The sequence below is a fragment of the Glutamicibacter sp. X7 genome, assembly GCF_054889245.1.
In genome coordinates, this window is record NZ_CM142678.1 from 891,690 (window position 1) to 912,873 (window position 21,184).

Sequence of the window (21,184 nt, forward strand, 5' to 3'; positions counted from 1 at the left end):
GTTGGACCCGCCCCGTGGGCGTTAACCCGCCTCGGGCGCGTTAGAACAGGTCAGGTGGAAGTATCGTCGATTGCGTGTTGGCTGTCGATCATGATGTGAGATAGATCCCGCCGAATTTGTCTCATACTATGGACACTAGTGTCCACGATATGACCGGCCGGGTCTAGGATGAAATCGTTCATCACCCGACCGCAACCCAAGGGGCTTACGAATATGTCTCAGCCAAGCCAGGTGGCGGCGCCCAAGGAAAACACCCGTGGACGCGTGCTCTTTGCCAGCATGATCGGCACCACCGTCGAGTTCTTCGACTTCTATGCCTATGCCACCGCATCGGTGTTGGTTTTCCCGGCGCTGTTTTTCCCCAACGCGTCCACCATTAACGCGATTCTCTCCTCCTTTGCCATCTTCGGTGTGGCCTTCCTGGCCCGGCCGCTGGGCTCCATCGTCTTCGGCCACTATGGCGACAAGCTGGGCCGCAAGGGGACCTTGGTTGCCTCGTTGCTGACCATGGGTATTGCGACCTTCCTCATCGGCTTCCTGCCTCCGGCACAGGGTTTCTGGGTCATCCTCGCACCGCTAGCGCTGGTGCTGTTGCGCTTTGCCCAGGGCCTGGCGCTGGGTGGCGAGTGGTCGGGTGCCGCCCTGCTGGCCACCGAAAATGCGCCGAAAAACCGTCGCGCCGTCTACGGCACCTTCCCGCAGCTTGGGGCTCCCGCCGGCTTCATCATCGCTAACCTGATGTTCGTGGGCCTGCAGACCGGCCTGAGCCCGGAGCAGTTCCTCGCCTGGGGCTGGCGCGTTCCCTTCTGGTTCTCGGCCGTTATGGTTCTGATCGGCCTGTGGGTGCGTCTGAAACTTGTTGAGTCGAATTCCTTCCAGAAGGTCGTGGCACAAGACAAGGTCGTGAAGTCGCCGTTCAAGGTCACCATGCAAAAGCATTGGCGTCCGGTGCTGGCCGGTACCTTCATCATGTTGGCCACCTATGTGCTCTTCTACCTGATGACCTCCTTTACCCTGACCTACGGCACCGCCCCGGCAACGGCTGAGGCCGCACGAGCTGCCGCCGAAGCCAAGGGCAAGGTCTTCGACGCCGCAAGCTTCGTGCCAGGTCTTGGTATCGAGCGTCCGGTCTTCTTGACCATGCTGATCATTGGCGTGGTGTTCTTCGGGATCTTCACCGTCGTCTCCGGGCCATTGGCCGAGAAGTACGGCCGCCGCAAGTTCCTGATCTGGGTCACCACCGGCATCTTGGTATTCGGCGCCGCGTGGAGCCTGTTCTTCGGTCCTGGCCAGGCTGCGGCCATGGTCGGCTTGATCGTTGGCTTCGCACTGATGGGCCTGACCTTTGGTCCGATGGCCGCCTACCTGCCCGAACTGTTCCCCTCGAATGTGCGCTACACGGGCTCGGCCGTTGCCTACAACCTGTCCTCGGTCATCGGCGCCGCCCCAGCGTCCTTCGTGGCCATCGCACTGTGGAACGCCGGAAGCGGTAGCACGGTCGGCGTGGGTATCTACCTCGCCATCGCCGCATTGCTGACCCTCGGCGCTTTGGTCTTGACCCGTGACACCAAGGATGTCGACATCGAGAACTTCGTCGACTAAGCCAGTCATTCTCAACGACCGCGGGCACCGGAGATCACTCCGGTGCCCGCGGTCGCTTTCTGCTAGTTAGCGGTCCACCGAGTAGCGCAGGTGTAAGACGCCGGTACCTTGAACGATGGTGCTGGGCCCTCGCAGCTTCTGCTGCTGCTTCAGCGGCCCAAAGTAGGGTTTGCCGGTACCAAAGATCACCGGCACGACATCCATCCGCACCTCATCGACGAGCCCGGCAGCGAGAATCTGACCGCCCGCCTGGCCGGCCGCAACCTCGACTATGCGGTCGCCTGCGAGTTCCTGAGCACGCGACATGGCTTCGTGGACCGACCCGACGAAATGGAATGGGGCCTGCGGATCCCACCCTGTGGGTGGTGGCCGATGGGTGAGCACCACTACGTGCTCGACACCGCTGGGTGGTATCCCCGACCAGCCGTTGGTGAGGTCAAAGACGTGGCGCCCGACGATCGTCACCGAGATGCGGTCCCAATAGGGGCGAGTGTAGTCATATGAGGCCTTCGAAACGCGTAGCTGACCTTCATCGTCCAACGCGGTATCACCGGAGGCCAACCATTCGAAGAGAACGCCGGGCTGGTCGCTAGCATCCGCAATGAAACCATCGACCGACACCGACCCGTACATCACTACTGTTCCCATTGCTGTGCTCCGTTCGGAGAATTGGTGCCGCCATGCTAGCAGACGCCGTCGACGTGCCAGTGGCCGTTCAATAATCTTGCCTGCGTACTTGCAACAGGCGAGCGAGGCGTAAGGGGCTCGGCGGCGCTTAGCCCACGGGTCGTGTGCTTGCCAGTGCGGCGATAAGTTCTTGCTCTTCCTCCGGCTGGAGACCTGAGCGCCACGGGTCGGAAGCCAGCCGGGTCAGGCGCTCGGTTGCGGCATCACGCAGAGTTTCAAGGAGCGGTCGAGTGCAGAGTCCTGCCGCCACCGCCCGTGAGTTATCCATAGCGTTCATGCCTTGCATATGTTTTTCGGTGAGCCAGAGCGGCAAGGACCGCGCCCCGGCCCACTGTTGTACGCCGTGCTCGTGTAGCCAGGTCTCCGGAGCGCGGCACAGCGCCGGGGCATGCTCGGCCATGGACCGCGCTACATGGAGATGTTCGGCGAAAGAATGCCGCTCTCCGGCGGCGTTATAGATGCCGCTGGTCTGCGTTTCCAGTAAATCGATGGCCCAAGCCGCTAGGTCTCGCACATCAATCATTGAAACATCCTGCCCGAGTGCATCGGGTACGAGCACGGGGGTGCGGCGGTGTGGATCGAGCATGCGGGTGGGCCAATAGCTGGTACGGTCGGTCGGGTCCGCGGGGCCCGCGATAAGCCCGGCACGCAGGATAGTGGCCCGTTGTTCGGTGAACTGGTCGAGTATGGCCTCTTCGCAGGCGACCTTGGCCGAGCCGTAGTCATCCATGCTCCGCATAATGTCCGCTTCCAGAGGCGGCAATAGCGAAGCCTTCTCGGTGGTTCCAGCCACCGAGAGGTCACGATAGACGTTTCCCGAGGAGATGAACAAGTAGTGGCGGGCGTAGGGTTCGAGATAGCGGGCCGCACGGCGCACTTGGCCGGGCTGCCGGGAAACATCGAGGACCGCATCCCACTGCGCGGTGCCCAGCGCATTCAGCGCGTCTGCCTGGTCCCGATCGAGCCTTACGAGTTCTGCGCCCTCGGGAATGGAGCTACCTCGCGCCGCACAGGTGACGTGATGACCCCGTGCGAGTGCCGTTTGAACCAATTGGGAACCGAGCCAGGCGGTACCGCCAAGTACGAGGAGTCGCATGAGCCCATCCTTGTTGCTGGTCGCCCCGGGCGCTAGAGCGGTTCGCCACGGATGAACTCTGAACCTTCGTGCAGATACAGGTTGGGCCGGGCCGCTTGAAGCGGCCCGGCCCAACCTGGCTGGTACTTGCTAGGAAGCGTCGGCGATCGTCGCGATGACCGCGCCGGCGGACAGCGTCTCGCCGGGGGAGACCTCAAGGCCTTCGACGACGCCCGCGCGATGCGCGGTGATCGGCTGTTCCATCTTCATGGCCTCCAACACCACAATCAGATCACCTTCGGCAACCTCATCGCCATTGGCGACACCGACCTTAACGATGGTGCCCTGCATTGGCGAGAGCAGCTCATTACCGCCACCGGCCGCGGCCCCTGCCTTGCGGGTGTTCTTGCGCTTCTTCTTGGACCCGTTCTTCGCCGCCGGAGCTTCAGAAATCTGGCCGAGGGATGCTGGCAAGGTCACCTCGAGGCGCTTGCCGCCGACCTCAACGGTGATCGCGGTGCGTTCGGTTTCTTCGGCGTCCGCTGCGCCGGTCGGGGTGAACGGTGCGATATCGGCGGAGAATTCGGTTTCGATCCAGCGGGTGTGTACCGAGAACGGACCCTCTTCAGGGATGAACGCCGGGTCGCTCATCACGGCGCGGTGGAAGGGCAGCACGGTGGGCATACCCTCGATAGTGAACTCCTCCAGCGCGCGGCGGGCACGCTGGGCGGCTACCTCGCGGGTGGGGCCGGTGATGATGAGCTTGGAGATCATCGAGTCGAAGTTACCGGAGACGGTTTCACCGGCTTCAATCCCCGAATCGATGCGCACGCCTGGGCCCGAAGGAGTGTTCATGGCCGTGATGGTGCCCGGGGTGGGCATGAATCCACGGCCGGCATCTTCGCCGTTGATGCGGAATTCGAAGGAATGCCCACGGATCTCCGGGTCGTCGTACCCCAGCTGCTCACCACGGGCCAGGCGGAACTGTTCACGCACCAGATCCAGTCCGGTCACTTCTTCGGAAACCGGGTGCTCAACCTGCAGGCGCGTGTTGACCTCTAGGAACGAGATAACCCCATCCTGACCAACGAGGAATTCGCAGGTGCCCGCCCCGACGTACTTCGCTTCCTTCAAGATGGCCTTGGATGCCTCGTAGAGACGTGCGACCTGCTCGTCGCTCAAGTACGGGGCGGGTGCTTCTTCAACGAGTTTCTGGTTGCGGCGCTGCAGGGAGCAGTCGCGGGTGGAGACCACCACGACGTTACCGGCCGAATCGGCCAAGCACTGGGTTTCCACGTGGCGTGGTGCGTCCAAGAAACGCTCGATGAAGCACTCGCCACGGCCGAAAGCCGCCGTGGCTTCGCGTACGGCGGACTCGTAGAGTTCTCCGATTTCGGCGCGGTCGCGGACAACCTTGATACCGCGGCCGCCGCCACCGTAGGCGGCCTTGATCGCGATCGGGAGGCCGTGCTCATCGGCGAAGGCGTAGACCTCGTCGGCGGAGGCCACCGGATCCTTGGTGCCGGGCACCAGTGGGGCGCCGACCTTCTCAGCAATGTGGCGAGCCTGCACCTTGTCGCCGAGCTTGTCGATGGCCTCTGGGGAGGGGCCGATCCAGGTGAGGCCGGCGTCGATCACACGCTGGGCGAACTCGGCATTTTCGGCGAGGAAGCCGTAGCCGGGGTGCACCGCATCGGCACCGGAGCGTTCGGCAATATCGAGGATCTTTTCGATACGGAGATAGGACTCACCGGCGGTGGTGCCGCCGAGGGCGTACGCCTCGTCGGCTAGACGCACATGCAGGGCCTCGCGGTCGGAGTCTGCGTAGATTGCCACGGACTCGATGCCTTCGTCGCGTGCCGCACGGATGATTCGTACTGCGATCTCGCCGCGGTTGGCGACCAGCACCTTCGTCAATGGATTCATCGGAACCTTGCCTTCGAAAAATTACGGACAGCTATCCCTGAGCCTATCGTTTTTGTGGGATATCAATGTACAAACGGGCCCTTTTCGGGCTAACGGGTGTAAAACTTTGGAGGTTTCCTACAAAATACGGACAACCGGAGGGGGACGGTTTTGTGACTGGCCCGACAGAATCAGTCGCGTGCCCGATGTCGGCGCACCGCTGCACGGTTGGCACAACGAACCGAGCAGAAACGTTGGCGACCGTTGCGTGTCACATCGACGACCACATGTGTGCAGGGTTCGGCCGCGCAACGTCGTAGTCGATGCATGCCGCGTGTGGTGAGGTGCAGTGCCGTGCCGACACTGATGACCGAGCGTAATACCTGGGGCAAAGGCTGTCCGTTGTCGCGGTAATGCAAATGCCAACCCTCCTGGTCGTGGTCAACTAGTCGCGGATAGGCAGCGGCGCGAGCCATCTGGATATTGAGTAGCTCGGCACGCGCAGTATCCGAGGTGGCATCCACTATGTGCAACCAGTCGTCAATGACCTTGCGTGTCTCAGCATGATCCTCGGCGCGTCGTGGGAAGGGCATGGTCATGCCGACCTCGCGGGTGCGAGCCTCGATGCCGTCCCGATCGGCGGGCCAGTCGTTAGCTAGTGATGCAGCGAGTAACACAGCGTACTCACCGTAAGGGTTGAGATGCATAAGGCCATTACATCATGCTGAATTCATGACATGTGAAACCAGCATCCAGCCCACCGATCCCTCTGAGCACCCCCGGGAAGTTGCTCACCAGTGGATGATCGAATCTCGACACGGTACCGCGGACGGAATTGTCGAGTACCTTCGCTGTGCCGACTGTCGGGTCCGCCGAGTACGCCTGCGCGCATTCTCCGAACAACTTCCGCTACAGAGCCACGATCTTGGACACTCCGAGCCGATTTCACTGGATGGCGAGAGATGACGCCTGATTGCGCTATTCCGAGCTGTAATCCGCCTCGTCATGAAAGGTGTCCAGCGCGTGGCAGCCCGTCGGTAAATGCGAGCGTGTACGTTAGCGGCACTTACTGGTGCGACTGAGAAGGCGTGGCCCGTCGAGACTTCTTTGAAATCTTAGCCGCTTGCCGTGAAGCGGTGGCCATGAGTAATCTGTCCGGGCCATTGTCGCTACTGGGTCAGGTCTTGGACACCGGAGCCGGTCGGTCAAATATTGCTTAGCTCAGACCTTCTGAGTGTTACTTCCACAGCTCGGTAATGGCGGTGCCATTTTGAGCCAGTAGCTTGCGCAGCACCGAGACATCGAGTCCCACCACATTTTGGTAGTTGCCCTCAATTGAGTGAATGAAGGCCGAAGCGAGGCCGTCAATGGTGAATGCCCCCGCGCAGGGCAGCGGCTCACCGCTGGCCACATAGGCCTCGATCTCGGCCGGGGAGACCGTGGCAAAGTGCACGATCGTTGAGGAGACCTCTCCACGGGCTTCCTGCGGGTTGTTAGCGTCAATCAGCCAGTGCCCGGAGTGCAGGATCCCGGTGGCGCCCGAGAGCTGATGCCAGCGTTCACGTGCGACCGCCGTGGTGTGCGGCTTGCCGTAAGCCATCCCATTGAGCTCAAATACCGAATCACACCCGAGCACCAGGGTTCCGGCCGGATGCTCGTGGGACGCGACGTTCTCGGCCTTCGCCCGGGCGAGTAGCAGCGCGGTTTGTGCGGGGCTTTGTGGCCCGTGTGTCGCTTCTGCCTCGGCCAGTACCAGATCTTCGTCCACACTTGACACCTGTGTGTCGAACTCCAAGCCGGCCTCGGAGAGGATCTTCTTCCGGCCCCAGGAGGCCGAGGCCAAAAGCAATCGCGGTGCAGTAGTCATGGCCCTAGACTCCCACGTTGGCACGATCCTGACCAAGTTCATCCGGCGCATCGTCGGCATCCGCTGGCTGCGGTAGATTGCGTTCGAGCTTGGCGCCTTCCACATCGACATCGGGCAGGATCTTGTCCAGCCAGCGCGGCAGGTACCAGGCCTTGTCACCGAGCAGGTGCATGAGTGCTGGAATCAGCGTCATGCGCACCACGAACGCGTCGAAGAGCACGCCGAAGGCCAAGGCGAAGCCCAACGGGCGGATCATCGACAGGTGGGAGAAGATGAAGCCGGCGAAGACCGAGATCATGATCAGCGCCGCGGCGGTGACCACCGGGGCTGCCATGACGAAACCGGATCGGACCGCATCGCGGGAGGGCTCTCCGTGGGCATAGCGTTCACGCATGGCCGAGACCAGGAAGACTTGATAGTCCATGGCCAGCCCGAAGAGGATGCCGGTAAGCAAGATGGGCAGGAAGCTAAGCAGTGGGCCGGGGACCGCAACATCGAAGACCGGGGCAAACCAGCCCCACTGGTAGACCATGACGCTCGCGCCGAAGGCCGCGGCCAGCGACAGCAGGAAGCCGCCGGTGGCCATTAGCGGCACCACGATCGACCGGAAGACCAAGAGCAAGAGAACCAGGGACAGTCCCACCACGATCGCGAGGTATGGGGGTAGCGCCTCGGTGACCTTCTGCGACACGTCGATCTGGGCGGCGACCTGACCGGTCACCGCGATCTGCGTGGCCTCGGTGGCCCCGACGATCTGAGCGGCATCGGCGCGCAGTTGATGAACGAGCGCCTCGGTTCCCGCCGAAGCCGGCCCGTCGGCAGGCAGTACCTGAATGGCCGCCAGCGCGCGATCCTCGGTCAGCGTTACCGGGATGGCGGTAATCACTCCGTCGTAGCCCCGCAGACGTTCGGCGACGTCCAGCGCTGCGGAGTCGGCCTGCCGCTGGTCGAGACCGGATGGCAGATCGGCCAGAACCAATAGCGGGCCGTTGTATCCGGCGCCGAACTTGTCGCTGGTCTGCTGGTAGGCCTGGAAAGCCTGTGAATCGACCGGCTCGGCACTACCATCGGGCAGGGCGGTGCGCATCTGCGCGGCGGGAAGGGCAATGGCGCCCAATGCGGCAATGACCACTAGGGTGGCCGGAATTGCCACCTTCGTTACGATCCGTGCCCAGCGTGAGGCAAAGGGGTCACGGATGACCGGGTTTGCCGCCCGGGCCCGGGCTCGCTTGGAGACCAAGCGTGGGCCGGCTATGGCCAGCAGGGCCGGAAGCAGGGTGACGGCCAGCAGGACGGCCACGAAGACGGTGAAGGCCGCCGAGAGTCCAAGTACGGTCAGGAACGGCAGCCCCGGTACGGCCAGGGCCGCGAGCGCGATGATGACGGTCAGGCCCGCGAAGACCACCGCGTTGCCGCTGGTGCCCACGGCACGGGCGATGGACTCGCCGACCTCCATGCCGGCCAGCAGCTGGCTACGGTGTCGATGAATGATGAACAACGCATAGTCGATCCCCACGGCGAGCCCTAGCATCATGGCCAATGCCGGGGTAATAGAGGCCATATCGACCAGCGAAGAAAACGCCAGTGTGGTGCCCACACCCGCGCCGACGCCCAAGATTGCCAAGAGCAGGGGCAGGCCGGCCGCGACAAGCGTGCCCAGCATGGCGAGCAGCACCACGGCCGCGACAATAACGCCAATGATCTCTGCCGCGCCGAAGACCGAAGAGAGGTCCTGCAAGATCTCCTTGGAGAAGAGCACCTCGACTCCGGTGGCCTGAGCCGTGGCGGCGGTGGCAGTGATCGCTTCGCGATCGGCGGCCGTCAGCGCGTCGGTCTGACCCTTGAAGCTGACTTGGGCCACGGCGGTGGTGCCGTCCTCGGAGACAAAGCGCATACCCTCGCTGGCTCCGACCTGCCGCGAGGCGAATTCCATCTCGGCGCGTCCGGACTCTAGGTCCTTGGCTCCCTGCTCCAGATCCTTTTCAGCCTGGGCGAGTTCGGCCTTCTTCTCGCTGAGCTGTTGCTCTCCCTCACGTAGCTCGCGTTCGGCCGCGTCGAGTTTGGCCTTGCCGGCTTCGAACTCTGCCTTCTTGGCCGTCAGCTGCTGCTGACCGGCCTGCAACTTAGCTCGTGAATCCTTCAGCTGACTGGAGGCGGCGTCCAGCTTGGCCTTGTTCGTGTCGATTTCCTGCTTCGCGGCATCCAGTTTGGCCTTCGCGGATTTCAGCGTCGCTGAGGCCTTGTCCAGTTCGCCACGCTTGGATTCCAGCTGATCGCGCCCGTCGCTGAGCTTCTCCTCTGCCTTCTGCAGTTTGGTGCGAGAGGCGTCCAGGGCGGCCAATCCGTCTTCTCCAGCCTTGATTTGCGCCAGAGCCTCGATGAGCTGGGTGCGACCAGCGAGCGCCTGCGACTGCTGCTCCTTGAGCTGGTTAAGCGCCTGATCCAATGTGGAAATGGTGGCTTCGAGTTCGGCAATGGCCTCCGCGTCCTCGGAACCTTCCAGCGCGGCGAGCTGATCTGCGGCGGCTTGTCGTTGCGCCGTGAGTTTCTCTTGCTGATCCGCCAGTTCGGTCAGTCCCTGCTCAACCTGATCCAGTTGAGCCTGTGCATCTGATTTGCCTTGCGCCAGCTCGGCACGGAACTCCTTGCGGCTCTTGTCCCCGAGTAGCTGTGCTTCGCCCTGTTCGTACTGCTTGTGGCCTTCCTTGAGTTGCGCAGCAGCCTTCTCGAGGTCGGCTTCACCGGCGGCGAACTGCTTGCGCCCGGCATCGTATTTGGCTTTGCCCTCACGGTACTCGGCGAGGCCATCGGCGTACTGGCGCTCACCGTCGGCGAGCTTACTGCGGCCCTCGGCGAGACGGAATTCTCCGCGGCGTAGCTGGTCCCAGCCATCGGCTAGTTCGCGTTCGGCCGCGGCAAGTTGCGGTGCACCCGCTTCGAGTTGTTTACGCCCGTCAAAGAGCTTGGTCCAGCCCTCGGTGATTTTTTTCTGCGCGTCCTCTAGCTGTTTCTTCCCGTCGGCAACCTTCTGCTTGCCGTCATCGAGTTTGCGCTGCCCGTCCTCGAGTTCACGTTGCGCCTTGCTGAGTTCGGGGGTGGCCCGGTCCAGCTCGCGTTGCAGTTCGAAGGGGCTTTTGACGTCCACGACTTCGGGGTGCAACTTCAGCTGCTCGAGGCTGTCGTTGATCGCCTCGCGTTGGGTCGCCGAGAGGGCCTTATTGCTGCTCTCGCGGAATACGATCGATCCGGAGCCGCCTGCCAATTCGGGCAGTTCGGCCTTCAGCCGGTCCATGGTGCGCTGCGTTTCGGTACCCGGCAGCGAGAAGGTATTGGATAGTTGCCCCATAAAGAGGCTGGCGCAGACGCCGATGGCGATAAATGCGGCCAGCCACATGGCCAGCATGCGGTAACGGTGACGGTGCGCCCAGGAGGCGAGACGATAGAGCAGCGTAGCCATAGCCTAGTTCTCCTCGGCGCTGGAATTGGTGGTTTGAAGGGTGGCGAAACCGTCGCCGAGTTCGGTCATGGCTTCATTCAGCAGTTCATGAAGCAAAGCAACATGTTGGGCCGAGGGAGCGAAGCTCGGGGTGGAAATCGCATCCCCTTCGGCCACCAGGCGGTCGACCCATTCGTCGAAGGCGGCCTGGCCGGCGCCGAGCACGGCATGGGCGAAGACCCTGACCACGAAGTCGCTGGCCTGCGGGTGGCGTGCCGCCACCTCGGAGATGACCGCGGTGGCCGATTGCTGCCAGGCGGCTTCCGAGACGGTGAGTAGACCGTCGTCGGCGTGTTTGGCATAGACGGCAATTTGCGCCACCGGGGCCAGTAGCTCGGTAACGGCAGGAGACTTCATCGCCCAGGCGACCGACTTGATCAGCGGTTGATCGGTCGGGGCGCCATTGAGCGAATCGACCAGGCCATTGAGCAGGCTCTGAAGTGGTTCGCAGAGGACCGCATCGACGCTGGGGAAATAGTTGAACAAGGTGCGCCGTGAGATGCCCGCCTTTTCGGCGATGCCGGTGGCGGTCAGGCCTCCGGTATCGGGTTGCCGCAGGATCTCTAGGGCGGCGGTGACGATGGCCTGCCGGGTGGCCTGCTTGTTCAGGGTGCGCCGATTCTCGGCTACGGAAGAAGTCACAAAATTACACTACGTGCAACTTTGCACGATGTGCAAATATTTGAGGTGTGAGGTTTAGCGGCCTCATGCAGGTGGTGCCTTTAAACGCCGCTGGGCCCGTGCAACGCGGGTGCGTTGCACGGGCCCAGCGGACTTCGACCGGTATCGCCGCGGTCGAGCGTTCCTACTTGGCGTCGGCCAGCTCGCCGGCCTCTGCGGCCGCGGCGGGCTGGTCCTCGGAGAAAGGATCCCCGCTGCGGCGTGCGTTGTACAGATTCTCGTCGAGAATGCCTTCCCGCTTGGCCACGATGGTTGGAACCAAAGCCTGGCCGGCCACGTTCACCGCGGTGCGGCCCATGTCCAAGATCGGATCCACGGCCATCAGCAACCCGACGCCGGCCAGTGGCAGACCAAGGGTGCTCAAGGTCAGGGTCAGCATCACCACGGCGCCGGTGGTGCCGGCGGTCGCGGCCGAGCCGAGCACGGATACCAAAGCGATGAGCAGGTAATCGGTCAGGCTCAGGTCAATGTTGAAGAACTGAGCCACGAATATCGCGGAGATCGCCGGGTAGATCGCGGCGCAACCATCCATTTTGGTGGTGGCGCCCAGCGGGACCGCGAAGGAAGCATAGCCCGAAGGAACACCCAGATTGCGTTCGGTCACGCGCTGGGTCAATGGCAAGGTTCCCACCGAGGAGCGGGAAACGAAAGCAAGCTGCACCGCCGGCCAAACGCCGGAGAAGTACTGCTTGATGCTCAGTCCGTGGCTGCGAATGAGCACCGGGTAGAGTGCGAACAGCACAAGGGCAAGACCAACGTAGATGGCCAGCGAGAACTTGCCCAGGGCGCCGATGGTGTCCCAGCCGTAGGTGGCCACGGCGTTGCCGATCAGGCCGATGGTGCCGATCGGGGCGATGCGAATGATCCACCACAGGACCTTCTGAATAATTGCCAGCAGCGAGGCGGAGAAGGCCAAGAATGGCTTGGCGGCCTCGCCAACCTTGAGTGCGGCGATGCCCACGACCACGGCGATGACCAGAATCTGCAACACGTTGAAGCTGATCGAGGTGCTCGCGGCGCCGTCAACCATCTTGGTATTAGCGCCCAAACCGAGGTAGTTCGAGGGGATGAGGCCGGTGAGGAACGCCAGCCAGTCGCCGGTGCGGCCGGCGTATTCTGCCGGCTGCTCCTGCCCGGTGTTCACTCCGGGCTGGAAGATCAAGCCCAAGCCCATGCCGATGATCACGGAGATGAAGGCGGTGATGGCGAACCAGAGCAGGGTCTGCCAGGCCAGGCGTGCGGCGTTGGTGACCTGAGAAAGATTGGCAATGGAAGCTACCACTGCGAAGAACACCAGCGGGATGACGGCGGTGCGAAGCAGCGCCACGTAGCTGGAGCCGATGATGTCCAGCGTCTGCCCCAGAGCGGTGGGGGCCTCCGCGGTGGAGCCGGAGTACTTGGCGACGAGGCCGAGAATCAGGCCAAGAATAAGGGCGGCGATAACCTGCACGCCGAAGTTCGTGCTCCACTTTGGCAAGCGGCGAGTGGGTGATGTCGAAGTCATGCACTCAACGGTAGAGGTGGAAATATAGCGAATCACAGCGGATATTGCGCACTATGACAAAAATCGTCCCAGTGATACTTACGTCACATGAATCGCGTGTCTAGGCTCACGAAATGCGTCGCAAAAGCGGGAATAACTTCGCTATGTGACGCCAAGGGACGGTGTCCCCGCACCCGTGTTGCGTAGGGCGGGGACATCGTTTGGCTTGTGCCGCGCTTAGGAGAGCAGTGCTCGCTTGAGCGTGTCGAGACCTACGGACCCAATGCGCAGCGCGCGGGTGTGGAACTCCTTGGCATCGAACTGCTCGCCGGCTCGCTGAGCTAGTTCATCGCGGATCTGTTCCCAAAGTCGTTGCCCCACCTTGTAGGCCGGGGCTTGGCCGGGCCAGCCGAGGTAGCGGTTGAACTCGAAGTCCAGCTGCCCGGGGGAGATATCCAGGTTCGCTTCGAGGAAAGCGAATCCCTTCTCTGCGGTCCACTGTCCTTCGCCCCACTGCTCGGGCATCGGCAGTTCGCAGTGCACGCCAATATCGAAGACCACGCGCGCGGCGCGCAACCGTTGAGCATCGAGCATCCCCATATAGTCACCAGGATCGGAGAGGTAGCCCAGTTGGTGCATGAGGCGCTCCGAATACAGTGCCCATCCCTCGCCGTGACCACTGGTCCAGCACATGTAGCGGCGCCACTTATTCAGCGTCTCGTGCTGCAACTGACTTGTAGCGATCTGCAGGTGATGGCCCGGCACGCCCTCGTGATAGACCGTGGTCAGCTCCGCCCAGGTGGTGAAGCTGTCCTCTCCTGGCGGCACCGACCACCACATGCGACCCGGCCGGGAAAAGTCCTCGGATGGGCCGGTGTAATAGATCCCGCCATCCTGGGTCGGGGCGATCATGCACTCGATCTGATCCATCGGCGCCGGGATTTCGAAGTGCACATCCTTTAGATCGCGAATGGCCGCGTCGGCCTTGGCCTGCATCCATTCGCGCAGGGCATCGGTTCCCTGCAGACGGCGTTCCGGGTCGTCATTCAGAATGCGTTTGGCCTCGGCGATATCGGCACCCGGCTTGATCTGCTCGGCCACCATCCGTTGCTCGGCGATGATGCGATCGAGCTCCTCCACGCCCCACGCGTAGGTTTCCTCCAGGTCCACCACGGCGCCGAGGAAGTCTTGGGACACCAATTGGTAGTACTCGCGTCCCACCGCGTCCTTGGCCGGGGCGATGGGCAGTAGCTCGTCGGCGACGCACTGGGCCAGCATGCGATAAGCCTGCTTGGCCGCCGCGGCGCCGCGCTGGAGCCGTTCGGCTAGCTCCGGGGCGGCGGTAGCGCCGGCACTGGCGAGCTGGTCGAAAAAGCCTCCGTCCTTGGCGTAGTCGGTGGCCTGCTCGATGGCGATCTTCAGCTGGCGCACCGGGGCAATATGTCCGGCGCTCGCCGAGCCGCGCAGCGACTGCAAGTACCCTTCGATGGCCGCGGTGACATTATGCAGCCGGTCGCCGATATGCCCGAAATCTTCGGCGCTGTGCTGTGGCATCAGGTCAAAGGCGGCACGGATTCCCTGCACCGGGGAGGCGATGTTGTTCAGTTCGGTGCGGCCGGTTTCATGCAGCGTGACCGCTAGCGTCAGTCGCTCGGTCATGGCATCGAGGGTCACCTCGTCGATCTCGTCGACCGGCTGGGTCTGAGCTAGCTTGCTCAGCGCTTGGCGGGCTAGATCCGCAACGGCTTCGCGGCCGGCGGGGGAGTAGTCCGAGTATTGGCTCTCGTATCCGGGCAGGCCGAGTTCCGAGCCGAGTTCGGGCGTCAGTTCGAGGGACTGCTCGAAATAGGCGTCGGCGATGGCGTCAATGGCGCTGGGCTGCCGGGAGGTTTCTGTGGCTGTCATGTGGCCTACATTACTTGATCTGAAACAGATGTTGAAGAGATTTCTGACGGCTCTTCGTTACGCGGCTTGCCGTAAAAGTGACCTCCCGGCCCTGCCCGTGATGAAGTTTAACCCCACTGGTCAGCCGCGATTCTGCGGCTATGGGGAGTTCTCTCCATGGTGATGATTTTTTCTTTTCCTTAGAATTGGATGAGGAACCGGTCTAGCTTGCGCACCCGCGTGGACCGGAACCATCACTCATCACTCGCACTGCAAGGACAAAGTAGCCATGGCGAAAGCCCCTCGGACCGGATGGACCGGGTTGCTCAAGAGCACCGGTTTTAAGGCCACCGCCATTCCGGTGGCGGCCGCGCTGGCCGTTACCGGTGCCATCATCTACCCGGGTTTCGAAACCGCCGATGTCGAATTGAATGACGGCGGCGTCTGGGTTGTGAACCAATCCGAGGGCAAAATCGGGCACATCAACTACCAGTCGCGCACCATCGACGGGGGCGTGGTAACCCCCTTGGCGAACTACGATCTGGCCCAGAACGCCGAAACCGTGCTGGTGCGCAACCTCGAGCAGGCCTCGCTGACCACCATCGACCCGGCCATGGTGCAGTTCGCCGGAGATAACGCGCTCCCGGCGAACTCTTCCTTCTCCTTCGGCGCCGCAGTCGTTGCCGTCACCGATGACGAGCACGGCACCGTGCAGGCTACCCACCTCAAGCAGATCTCCAACTTCAAGGGTGAAAGCGCCGAACCCTTGGTCGAATCCAAGGGCGAAGTCGACGCCGTGGTGGGCGCCGATGACACCGTCTGGACCGTGGACTACGCCACCGGCACCATGGCAAGCTTCACCATCGACGAAGAAGGCCAAGCCCAGCCTGGCATCCAGCAAGAGCTTCCGCAATTGAGCGAACTCGAAGAGCCCCAGCTCAGCGCCGTGGGCGACACCGGTGTGGTCTTCGACCCGGCCAGTGGGGTGGTCATCACCTCAACCGGTAGCACCGCCCACCTTGAAAACACCGCCAACGCCCGCCTGCAGGCCCCGGGGCCGGAGGCCGACTCCGTGGCCATCGCGCTGGATCAGTCGCTGGCCACCGTCTCACTCGACGGCAAGGAGACCGGCTACGACCAGGTGGACACACCCGGAACCCCGATCCAGCCGGTGCGCGTCGGCAGCTGCACCTACTCCGCCTGGCAGACCAGCGGCGAATACTTGCGTCACTGCACCGATGAATCACAGAACCAGCGCATGCTGATTCCAGACATGCTCACCGGTGCCGAACTGGCCTTCCGCGTCAACCGCGATGTCGTGGTGCTCAATGACGTGCACTCCGGGCAGGTATGGCTGGCCAACGAGGGCATGGAGATCGTAAGCAACTGGAGCGATCTGGAGCCACCGGCCGGCGAGGGCGAGGCGAAGGAGGAAGAAACCAAGGAAATCACCGACGCTATCGAGCTGCCCAACCGCACCGAGGAAAACCAGGAGCCAATCGCCGAAGACGACAGCTTCAGCGTGCGCCCCGGACGCACCACCTTGCTGCCGGTGCTATATAACGATGTGGATCCCGACGGCGATCTGCTCACCGCCCAGCTCGAGGGGCCGGGACCTAAGCTCGGCGAACTGCAACCGGTTTACGATGGCACCGGTTTCCAGATTGTGGTGCCGGAGGATGCCGCTGGCGCCGGAAGCTTTAGCTACACCACCGAGGATGGACGCGGCGGACGCGATACCGCCACGGTGAAACTCAACGTGGTCAACGAGGAGACAAACACCGCCCCCGAACAGCAGCGCACCACCGTGCTACGCGTGCAACAGGGCGAATCGGTCAGCCGCAACCTGCTCAGCGACTGGACCGACGCCGAAGGTGATGATCTGCAACTGCTCGGCGGCACCTCCGAGGGCGATGACGTGATTCGCGTGCGCCCCGATGGCACGCTGACCTTCCAAGACGATGGCAAGAAGCTGGGGCAGAAGGAAGTTGCCATCCAGGTCTCCGACCGCCGCGAAAGCACCAAGGGGCGGGTGATCGTCGAGGTGCTGGCCGATGCCACCGTCAAGCCCGTCACCGCCACCGACCACGTGCTGGCCCAGGCCGGGGAACCGACCACCTTCGAGCCGTTGGCCAACGACACCGATCCCTCCGGCGATGGGCTTCGCCTGGCCGGGGTGGACGACGTGCCGGGCCTCGAGCTGACAACCAATGTGCAGACCGGCGTCGTCAGCGTGAAGGGGGACCGTCCGGGGACCTACTACGCCGAATATATGGCCACCAACGGACCGGCTAGCGCCCCCGGGCTGGTGCGCATCGATATTGCCGCCCCGCAGGAACAGCCGCGGGACCCGGTCGCCGTGCGCGATGTCGCGCTGCTCCCGGCCGGACAAGACGTGCTGGTCAATGTGCTCGATAACGACACCGATCCTTCCGGCGGCGTGCTGGTCACCACCGCGGTGGAGGGGGCCAACGATCTGCCCTTCACCGCCAGCGTGGAACGCAACACCTTCGTGCGGATCACCGATGTGCGCGGACTGACCGACCCGACCACGGTGAACTACACGATCTCCAACGGCGATGGCCAGGCCACCGGCGCTATTCGTGTCATCCCGATCCCGGCGCCACCGCGCATGGACCCGCCCCAGGCGAACCCGGACACCGTCAGCGTGCGCGAAAACGACGTCGCCACCGTGAAGGTGCTCGACAATGACATTCACCCCAACGGTGGCAAGCTGACCCTGCGCCCCGAATTGCAGGAGGCCGACCAGCTCGGCGAAGGCTCCCTGATCTCGGTGGCCGATGACACGGTGCGTTTCCGCGCCGGCGACTTCGGTGGCAAACCGCGCCAGGTCAGCGCCGTGTACACGGTCGCTGGCCCCGATGGCCAGGAAAGCAGCGCGAGCGTCACCTTTAACGTGCAACCGGCCGCGGACGCCAACGACCTGGAAAAGAACAGCCCGCCCAACCCGGTGCCGGTAACTGGCCGCGTCTTCGCCGACAGCAGCACCAACGTGGTGATCCCGTTGGAGGATATCGATCCGGAAGGCGACTCGGTATCCCTCGTGCAATTCGGTGACTCGCCGCGGCTTGGCACCGCGAAGATCCGCGGCGCCTCCATCGACTACACGGCCCACCGCAATGCCAGCGGCACCGACGAATTCAGCTATGTTGTCGAGGATCGGCTCGGTGCTCGGGCTACCGGCACGATCAAAATCGGCATCGCCCCCTTGGCCGAGGCCAATAACCCGCCGGTAGCTGTCAATGACTTCATCACGGTACGCCCCGACCGCCCGGTCGCGGTTGATGTGATGGACAACGACACCGACCCGGACGGGGATCCCATCGCCCTGCTGCCCGAGGTATCCACCGAATCCAGCCAGAAGGTTGAGGTTCAGGACGGACGGGTGGTACTGACCAGCCCGCCGGAGGACGGCAGCGTCTCGGTGCGCTACCGGATTTCCGATGGCCGCGGTGGTACCGCCGCCGGCACGTTGACCGTTTCCTCGGACCCCGAGGCACAGCTGCTGGCCCCGATCGCCCGCGATGACCGCGTCTCGCTCGAAGAAGTGATCGGCACCGACACGCTAACCGTGGATATTCTGCGGAATGACGAGGATCCCGACGGTAGCGCCAGCGAACTTGAAGTTTCGCTTCCCGACGCCCCCGAGTCGGCCCGCGTCACCGACGAAGGCCTCCAGGTGCGCGTGGGTGAGTCCGCCCAGGTCATCGCCTACACGCTTACCGACCCCGACGGCTTGACCTCCACCGCCTTCGTGCATGTGCCGGGCATCGCCGACGCCCGTCCCATCCTGGCCAGCGGGCTGAACCTGCAGGTCCAGGCCGGACAGAGCTTGCCGTTGAACCTCAACGACATTGTGCTCGTGCGCGAGGGCCGCAGCCCCCGGCTGACCACCGAGGAATCGGTGAGCTCCGTGCCGGAGAACGATGGGGAACTGGTGCGTTCGGCCACCGAACTGACCTTCAAGGCCCCGCTCGATTTCTCCGGCCCGGCCGCCGTGAGCTTCGAGGTGACCGACGGCAGCGGACCGGACGATGAGCGCGGTCTGACCTCGAAACTGACCGTGCCGATCAATGTCACCCCGGCGCCGGCCAACGAGCGCGGCGACGAACGCGTCGATGAGAAGCAGGACGGCCAGCCGGAGGAAGAAGAGAGCGAGGAGCCCTCGGAGGAACCCACCGAGCAGCCCGACGAGGAGAACTTCCCGCCGACCTTGCAGTCCAACGCGCTGACCGTGGGCCAAGGCGAAGAGCCCGCGTTGATGGATCTGCGTTTGGCGGCCAACGACGCGAACCCCGAGGACGTGCCGAACCTTTCCTTCGCCCTCGGCCAGGTGGACATTCAGGGAGTACAAGCCCAGCTGATCGATGGCCACACGCTGCGCGTCTCCGCCGAGGCAAGTACCCCGAAGGGCACCAGCGGCACTATCGGCGTGAGCGTTTCCGATGGGGTCAACCCACCGGTGACCGCAACCATGAGCGTGACCGTGACCGGTTCCACCCGTGAATTGCCGGTGGCGGTGGCCGACAATGTCGCCGACGCCCACCAGGGCAAGACCGAGCTGGTGGACGTTTTGGCCAATGACCACAACCCATATGCCGATCAGGGGCCGCTGCGCCTGCTCAACGCCCGCGCCCTGCAGTCGGGGACCGGCGCCGTTGCGGTGCGTGGAGACAAGGTTTCGATCACCCCTGCCGATAAGTTCGTGGGCACCATGCGCGTGGAGTACACCATTGGCGATGTCACCGAGGACGTTTCACGCAATGTCATCGGCACCATCACGCTGAACGTCAAGGGTGCCCCGCAGGCGCCGGGACTGCCACGCGTGCAATCCACCGGCGACCGGAAGGTCGTTCTGGCCTGGGACCCACCGGCAAATAACGGTTCGCCCATCACCGGATACACGGTCACCGGCGGCGGGCACACCCAGCAGTGTGCCGCCACCACCTGCACCATTACTCCGTTGACCAACGACAAGGTCTATAACTTCACGGTGACCGCCACGAACGCGGTGGGCACCTCCCCGGCCTCGCCGGCTTCGGCCGACGCCCGCCCCGATGTGGAGCCCGAACAGCCCGCGGCCCCCACCGGCAAGGACGGAGACCAACAGGCAAGCTTTAGCTGGACCGCACCGGTTAGCCGAGGTTCAGCCATTCAGAGCTATACCCTGGAACTGTCTCCGGCCCCACCCAACGGGGTCACCCAGGTCACCGGGATCACCGGCACCTCGTACACCTGGAAGGGCCTGAAAAATGGCACCGCCTACCAGGCCCGCGTGCGCGCGGTGAATAAGGCCTCCAAGCCTTCGGCCTTTAGCTCCTACTCGGCGGCGGTCACCCCCGCCGGCGTGCCCTTCAAACCGGGCGCGCCCACCGCTTCGCGCAAGGATTCGGCCGTGGACGGTGGCGTGGTGAACGTGGCCTGGAAGGCCCCCGGCGGCAACGGGGCGCCCATCACCGGGTACACCCTGCGCGTGTTCAAATCCGGCACCCTGGTCAAGACGATCGGCTCGATCGCAGCCAACCGCACCACCCAGACCGTGACCGGACTGAGCACCTCCGGGTCCTACACCTTCTCCATTCAGGCGAAGAACCGCGTGGGTAACTCCGCACAGAGTGCGCGTTCGGCGGCGGTCACCCCCTACGGGCGTCCCAAGCCCGTGGGGTCGGTGAAAGCCAACGCGACCGGAACCAACCGCATGGTGCAGCTGAACTTCACCGCGCCCGGGGCCAACGGCTCAAAGATCACCGGCTACCAGTACTCCACCGACGGCGGCGGCTGGAAGCCCTTCGGCGGTCCCGGAGCGGTGATCGATACCGGTTCGAACGGCACCGTGCACACCTGGCGGGTGCGGGCGCTGAACGCGGCCGGACCGGCCCAAGCCAGTAGCCCAAGTAATAAGGAAAGCGCCTACGGGCCGCTGCGCAAGAATGCCAATATTTCCGCCACCCACGGGGATCACTGGATCAAGTTCACCTGGAATAAGGACGCAGGTGCCCCGAACGGACGTAATGTCACCCAGACGGTGACCGTCAACGGCAATAAGATCGCCAACGACGGAGCCAAACGCATCGAAGGTTTGGGCTACTCTACGGAGCGCACGCTGAAGATCGTGGCCACGGACACCGAGGGGCAGCGACAGGTCTGGAGGAAGACGGAGAAGACGAACCCGAAGCCGGCGCGTTCGGTCAAGCTTTCCAAGGGCCCGAACTACAACGGGTACTCGAACTCCACCTGTGACCCGAACTGCTACAAGTACCATGTCGAGCTCTACAACTTCGACCCCGGTACCCACACCTATATGGCCAAGTGCTACCACTCGGGCGGTAACTTCTCGAGCAACTACGTGACCTTCTCGGTGAACGGCAAGGGACGGGCCTCCAAGGACCTGCCTTGCGTGGTTGAGCCGGGATATAAGCAGCCCTATTACGCCACGGTGGACGGCGTAAAATCGAACACCACCAACTTCTGACCCGCCCATTG

The 21,184-nt window shown here is 63.3% G+C and carries 11 protein-coding genes; 2 read left to right on the plus strand and 9 right to left on the minus strand.

Annotated features, from left to right (window positions below; translation table 11 throughout):
- The first annotated feature begins 213 nt into the window (after nucleotides 1-213).
- Nucleotides 214-1,602: an MFS transporter gene (locus tag ACYU0X_RS04440; protein WP_461902213.1), complete on the plus strand. Its 1,389-nt coding sequence runs from the start codon at nucleotides 214-216 to the stop codon at nucleotides 1,600-1,602.
- Nucleotides 1,603-1,668: 66 nt separating this feature from the next.
- Here ACYU0X_RS04440 and ACYU0X_RS04445 read toward each other — a convergent pair whose 3' ends face one another.
- From ACYU0X_RS04445 to ACYU0X_RS04485, 9 genes are all read right to left on the minus strand, one after another.
- Entirely contained in the window at nucleotides 1,669-2,250 is a 582-nt protein-coding gene (locus tag ACYU0X_RS04445; protein WP_461902214.1) for a dihydrofolate reductase family protein, read from the minus strand.
- A 127-nt stretch (nucleotides 2,251-2,377) separates the two neighbouring features.
- On the minus strand, nucleotides 2,378-3,385 hold the full coding sequence (locus tag ACYU0X_RS04450) for an NAD-dependent epimerase/dehydratase family protein (RefSeq protein WP_461902215.1): 1,008 nt from the start codon (nucleotides 3,383-3,385) through the stop codon (nucleotides 2,378-2,380).
- A 129-nt stretch (nucleotides 3,386-3,514) separates the two neighbouring features.
- On the minus strand, nucleotides 3,515-5,290 hold the full coding sequence (locus ACYU0X_RS04455) for an acetyl/propionyl/methylcrotonyl-CoA carboxylase subunit alpha (protein ID WP_461902216.1): 1,776 nt from the start codon (nucleotides 5,288-5,290) through the stop codon (nucleotides 3,515-3,517).
- A 170-nt stretch (nucleotides 5,291-5,460) separates the two neighbouring features.
- On the minus strand, nucleotides 5,461-5,976 hold the full coding sequence (locus tag ACYU0X_RS04460; protein ID WP_461902217.1) for a CGNR zinc finger domain-containing protein: 516 nt from the start codon (nucleotides 5,974-5,976) through the stop codon (nucleotides 5,461-5,463).
- Between the two features lie 530 nt (nucleotides 5,977-6,506).
- The gene (locus ACYU0X_RS04465; RefSeq protein WP_461902218.1) at nucleotides 6,507-7,136 is read right to left on the minus strand and encodes a Maf family protein; all 630 of its coding nucleotides are present in this window, start codon (nucleotides 7,134-7,136) and stop codon (nucleotides 6,507-6,509) included.
- A 4-nt stretch (nucleotides 7,137-7,140) separates the two neighbouring features.
- On the minus strand, nucleotides 7,141-10,593 hold the full coding sequence (locus ACYU0X_RS04470) for an MMPL family transporter (protein ID WP_461902219.1): 3,453 nt from the start codon (nucleotides 10,591-10,593) through the stop codon (nucleotides 7,141-7,143).
- Between the two features lie 3 nt (nucleotides 10,594-10,596).
- Nucleotides 10,597-11,274, minus strand: coding sequence for a TetR family transcriptional regulator (locus tag ACYU0X_RS04475; protein ID WP_461902220.1), 678 nt, complete (start codon nucleotides 11,272-11,274; stop codon nucleotides 10,597-10,599).
- Nucleotides 11,275-11,437: 163 nt separating this feature from the next.
- Nucleotides 11,438-12,817 (minus strand): dicarboxylate/amino acid:cation symporter, encoded by a 1,380-nt coding sequence (locus ACYU0X_RS04480; protein ID WP_461902221.1) that lies wholly within the window; start codon nucleotides 12,815-12,817, stop codon nucleotides 11,438-11,440.
- A gap of 216 nt (nucleotides 12,818-13,033) precedes the next feature.
- Entirely contained in the window at nucleotides 13,034-14,701 is a 1,668-nt protein-coding gene (locus ACYU0X_RS04485; protein ID WP_461902222.1) for a DUF885 domain-containing protein, read from the minus strand.
- Between the two features lie 268 nt (nucleotides 14,702-14,969).
- On the opposite strand from ACYU0X_RS04485, the gene ACYU0X_RS04490 reads away from it, so the two are divergent.
- Nucleotides 14,970-21,173, plus strand: a complete 6,204-nt coding sequence (locus ACYU0X_RS04490; RefSeq protein WP_461902223.1) for an Ig-like domain-containing protein — start codon at nucleotides 14,970-14,972, stop codon at nucleotides 21,171-21,173.
- Nucleotides 21,174-21,184 lie beyond the last annotated feature (11 nt).

Coding starts and splice junctions, on each gene's coding strand:
- ACYU0X_RS04450 (WP_461902215.1), bottom strand. CDS start 3,385: ATGCGACTCCTCGTACTTGGCGGTACCGCCTGGCTCGGTTCCCAATTG.
- ACYU0X_RS04455 (WP_461902216.1), bottom strand. CDS start 5,290: ATGAATCCATTGACGAAGGTGCTGGTCGCCAACCGCGGCGAGATCGCA.
- ACYU0X_RS04465 (WP_461902218.1), bottom strand. CDS start 7,136: ATGACTACTGCACCGCGATTGCTTTTGGCCTCGGCCTCCTGGGGCCGG.
- ACYU0X_RS04440 (WP_461902213.1), top strand. CDS start 214: ATGTCTCAGCCAAGCCAGGTGGCGGCGCCCAAGGAAAACACCCGTGGA.
- ACYU0X_RS04485 (WP_461902222.1), bottom strand. CDS start 14,701: ATGACAGCCACAGAAACCTCCCGGCAGCCCAGCGCCATTGACGCCATC.
- ACYU0X_RS04470 (WP_461902219.1), bottom strand. CDS start 10,593: ATGGCTACGCTGCTCTATCGTCTCGCCTCCTGGGCGCACCGTCACCGT.
- ACYU0X_RS04490 (WP_461902223.1), top strand. CDS start 14,970: ATGGCGAAAGCCCCTCGGACCGGATGGACCGGGTTGCTCAAGAGCACC.
- ACYU0X_RS04445 (WP_461902214.1), bottom strand. CDS start 2,250: ATGGGAACAGTAGTGATGTACGGGTCGGTGTCGGTCGATGGTTTCATT.
- ACYU0X_RS04480 (WP_461902221.1), bottom strand. CDS start 12,817: ATGACTTCGACATCACCCACTCGCCGCTTGCCAAAGTGGAGCACGAAC.
- ACYU0X_RS04460 (WP_461902217.1), bottom strand. CDS start 5,976: ATGCATCTCAACCCTTACGGTGAGTACGCTGTGTTACTCGCTGCATCA.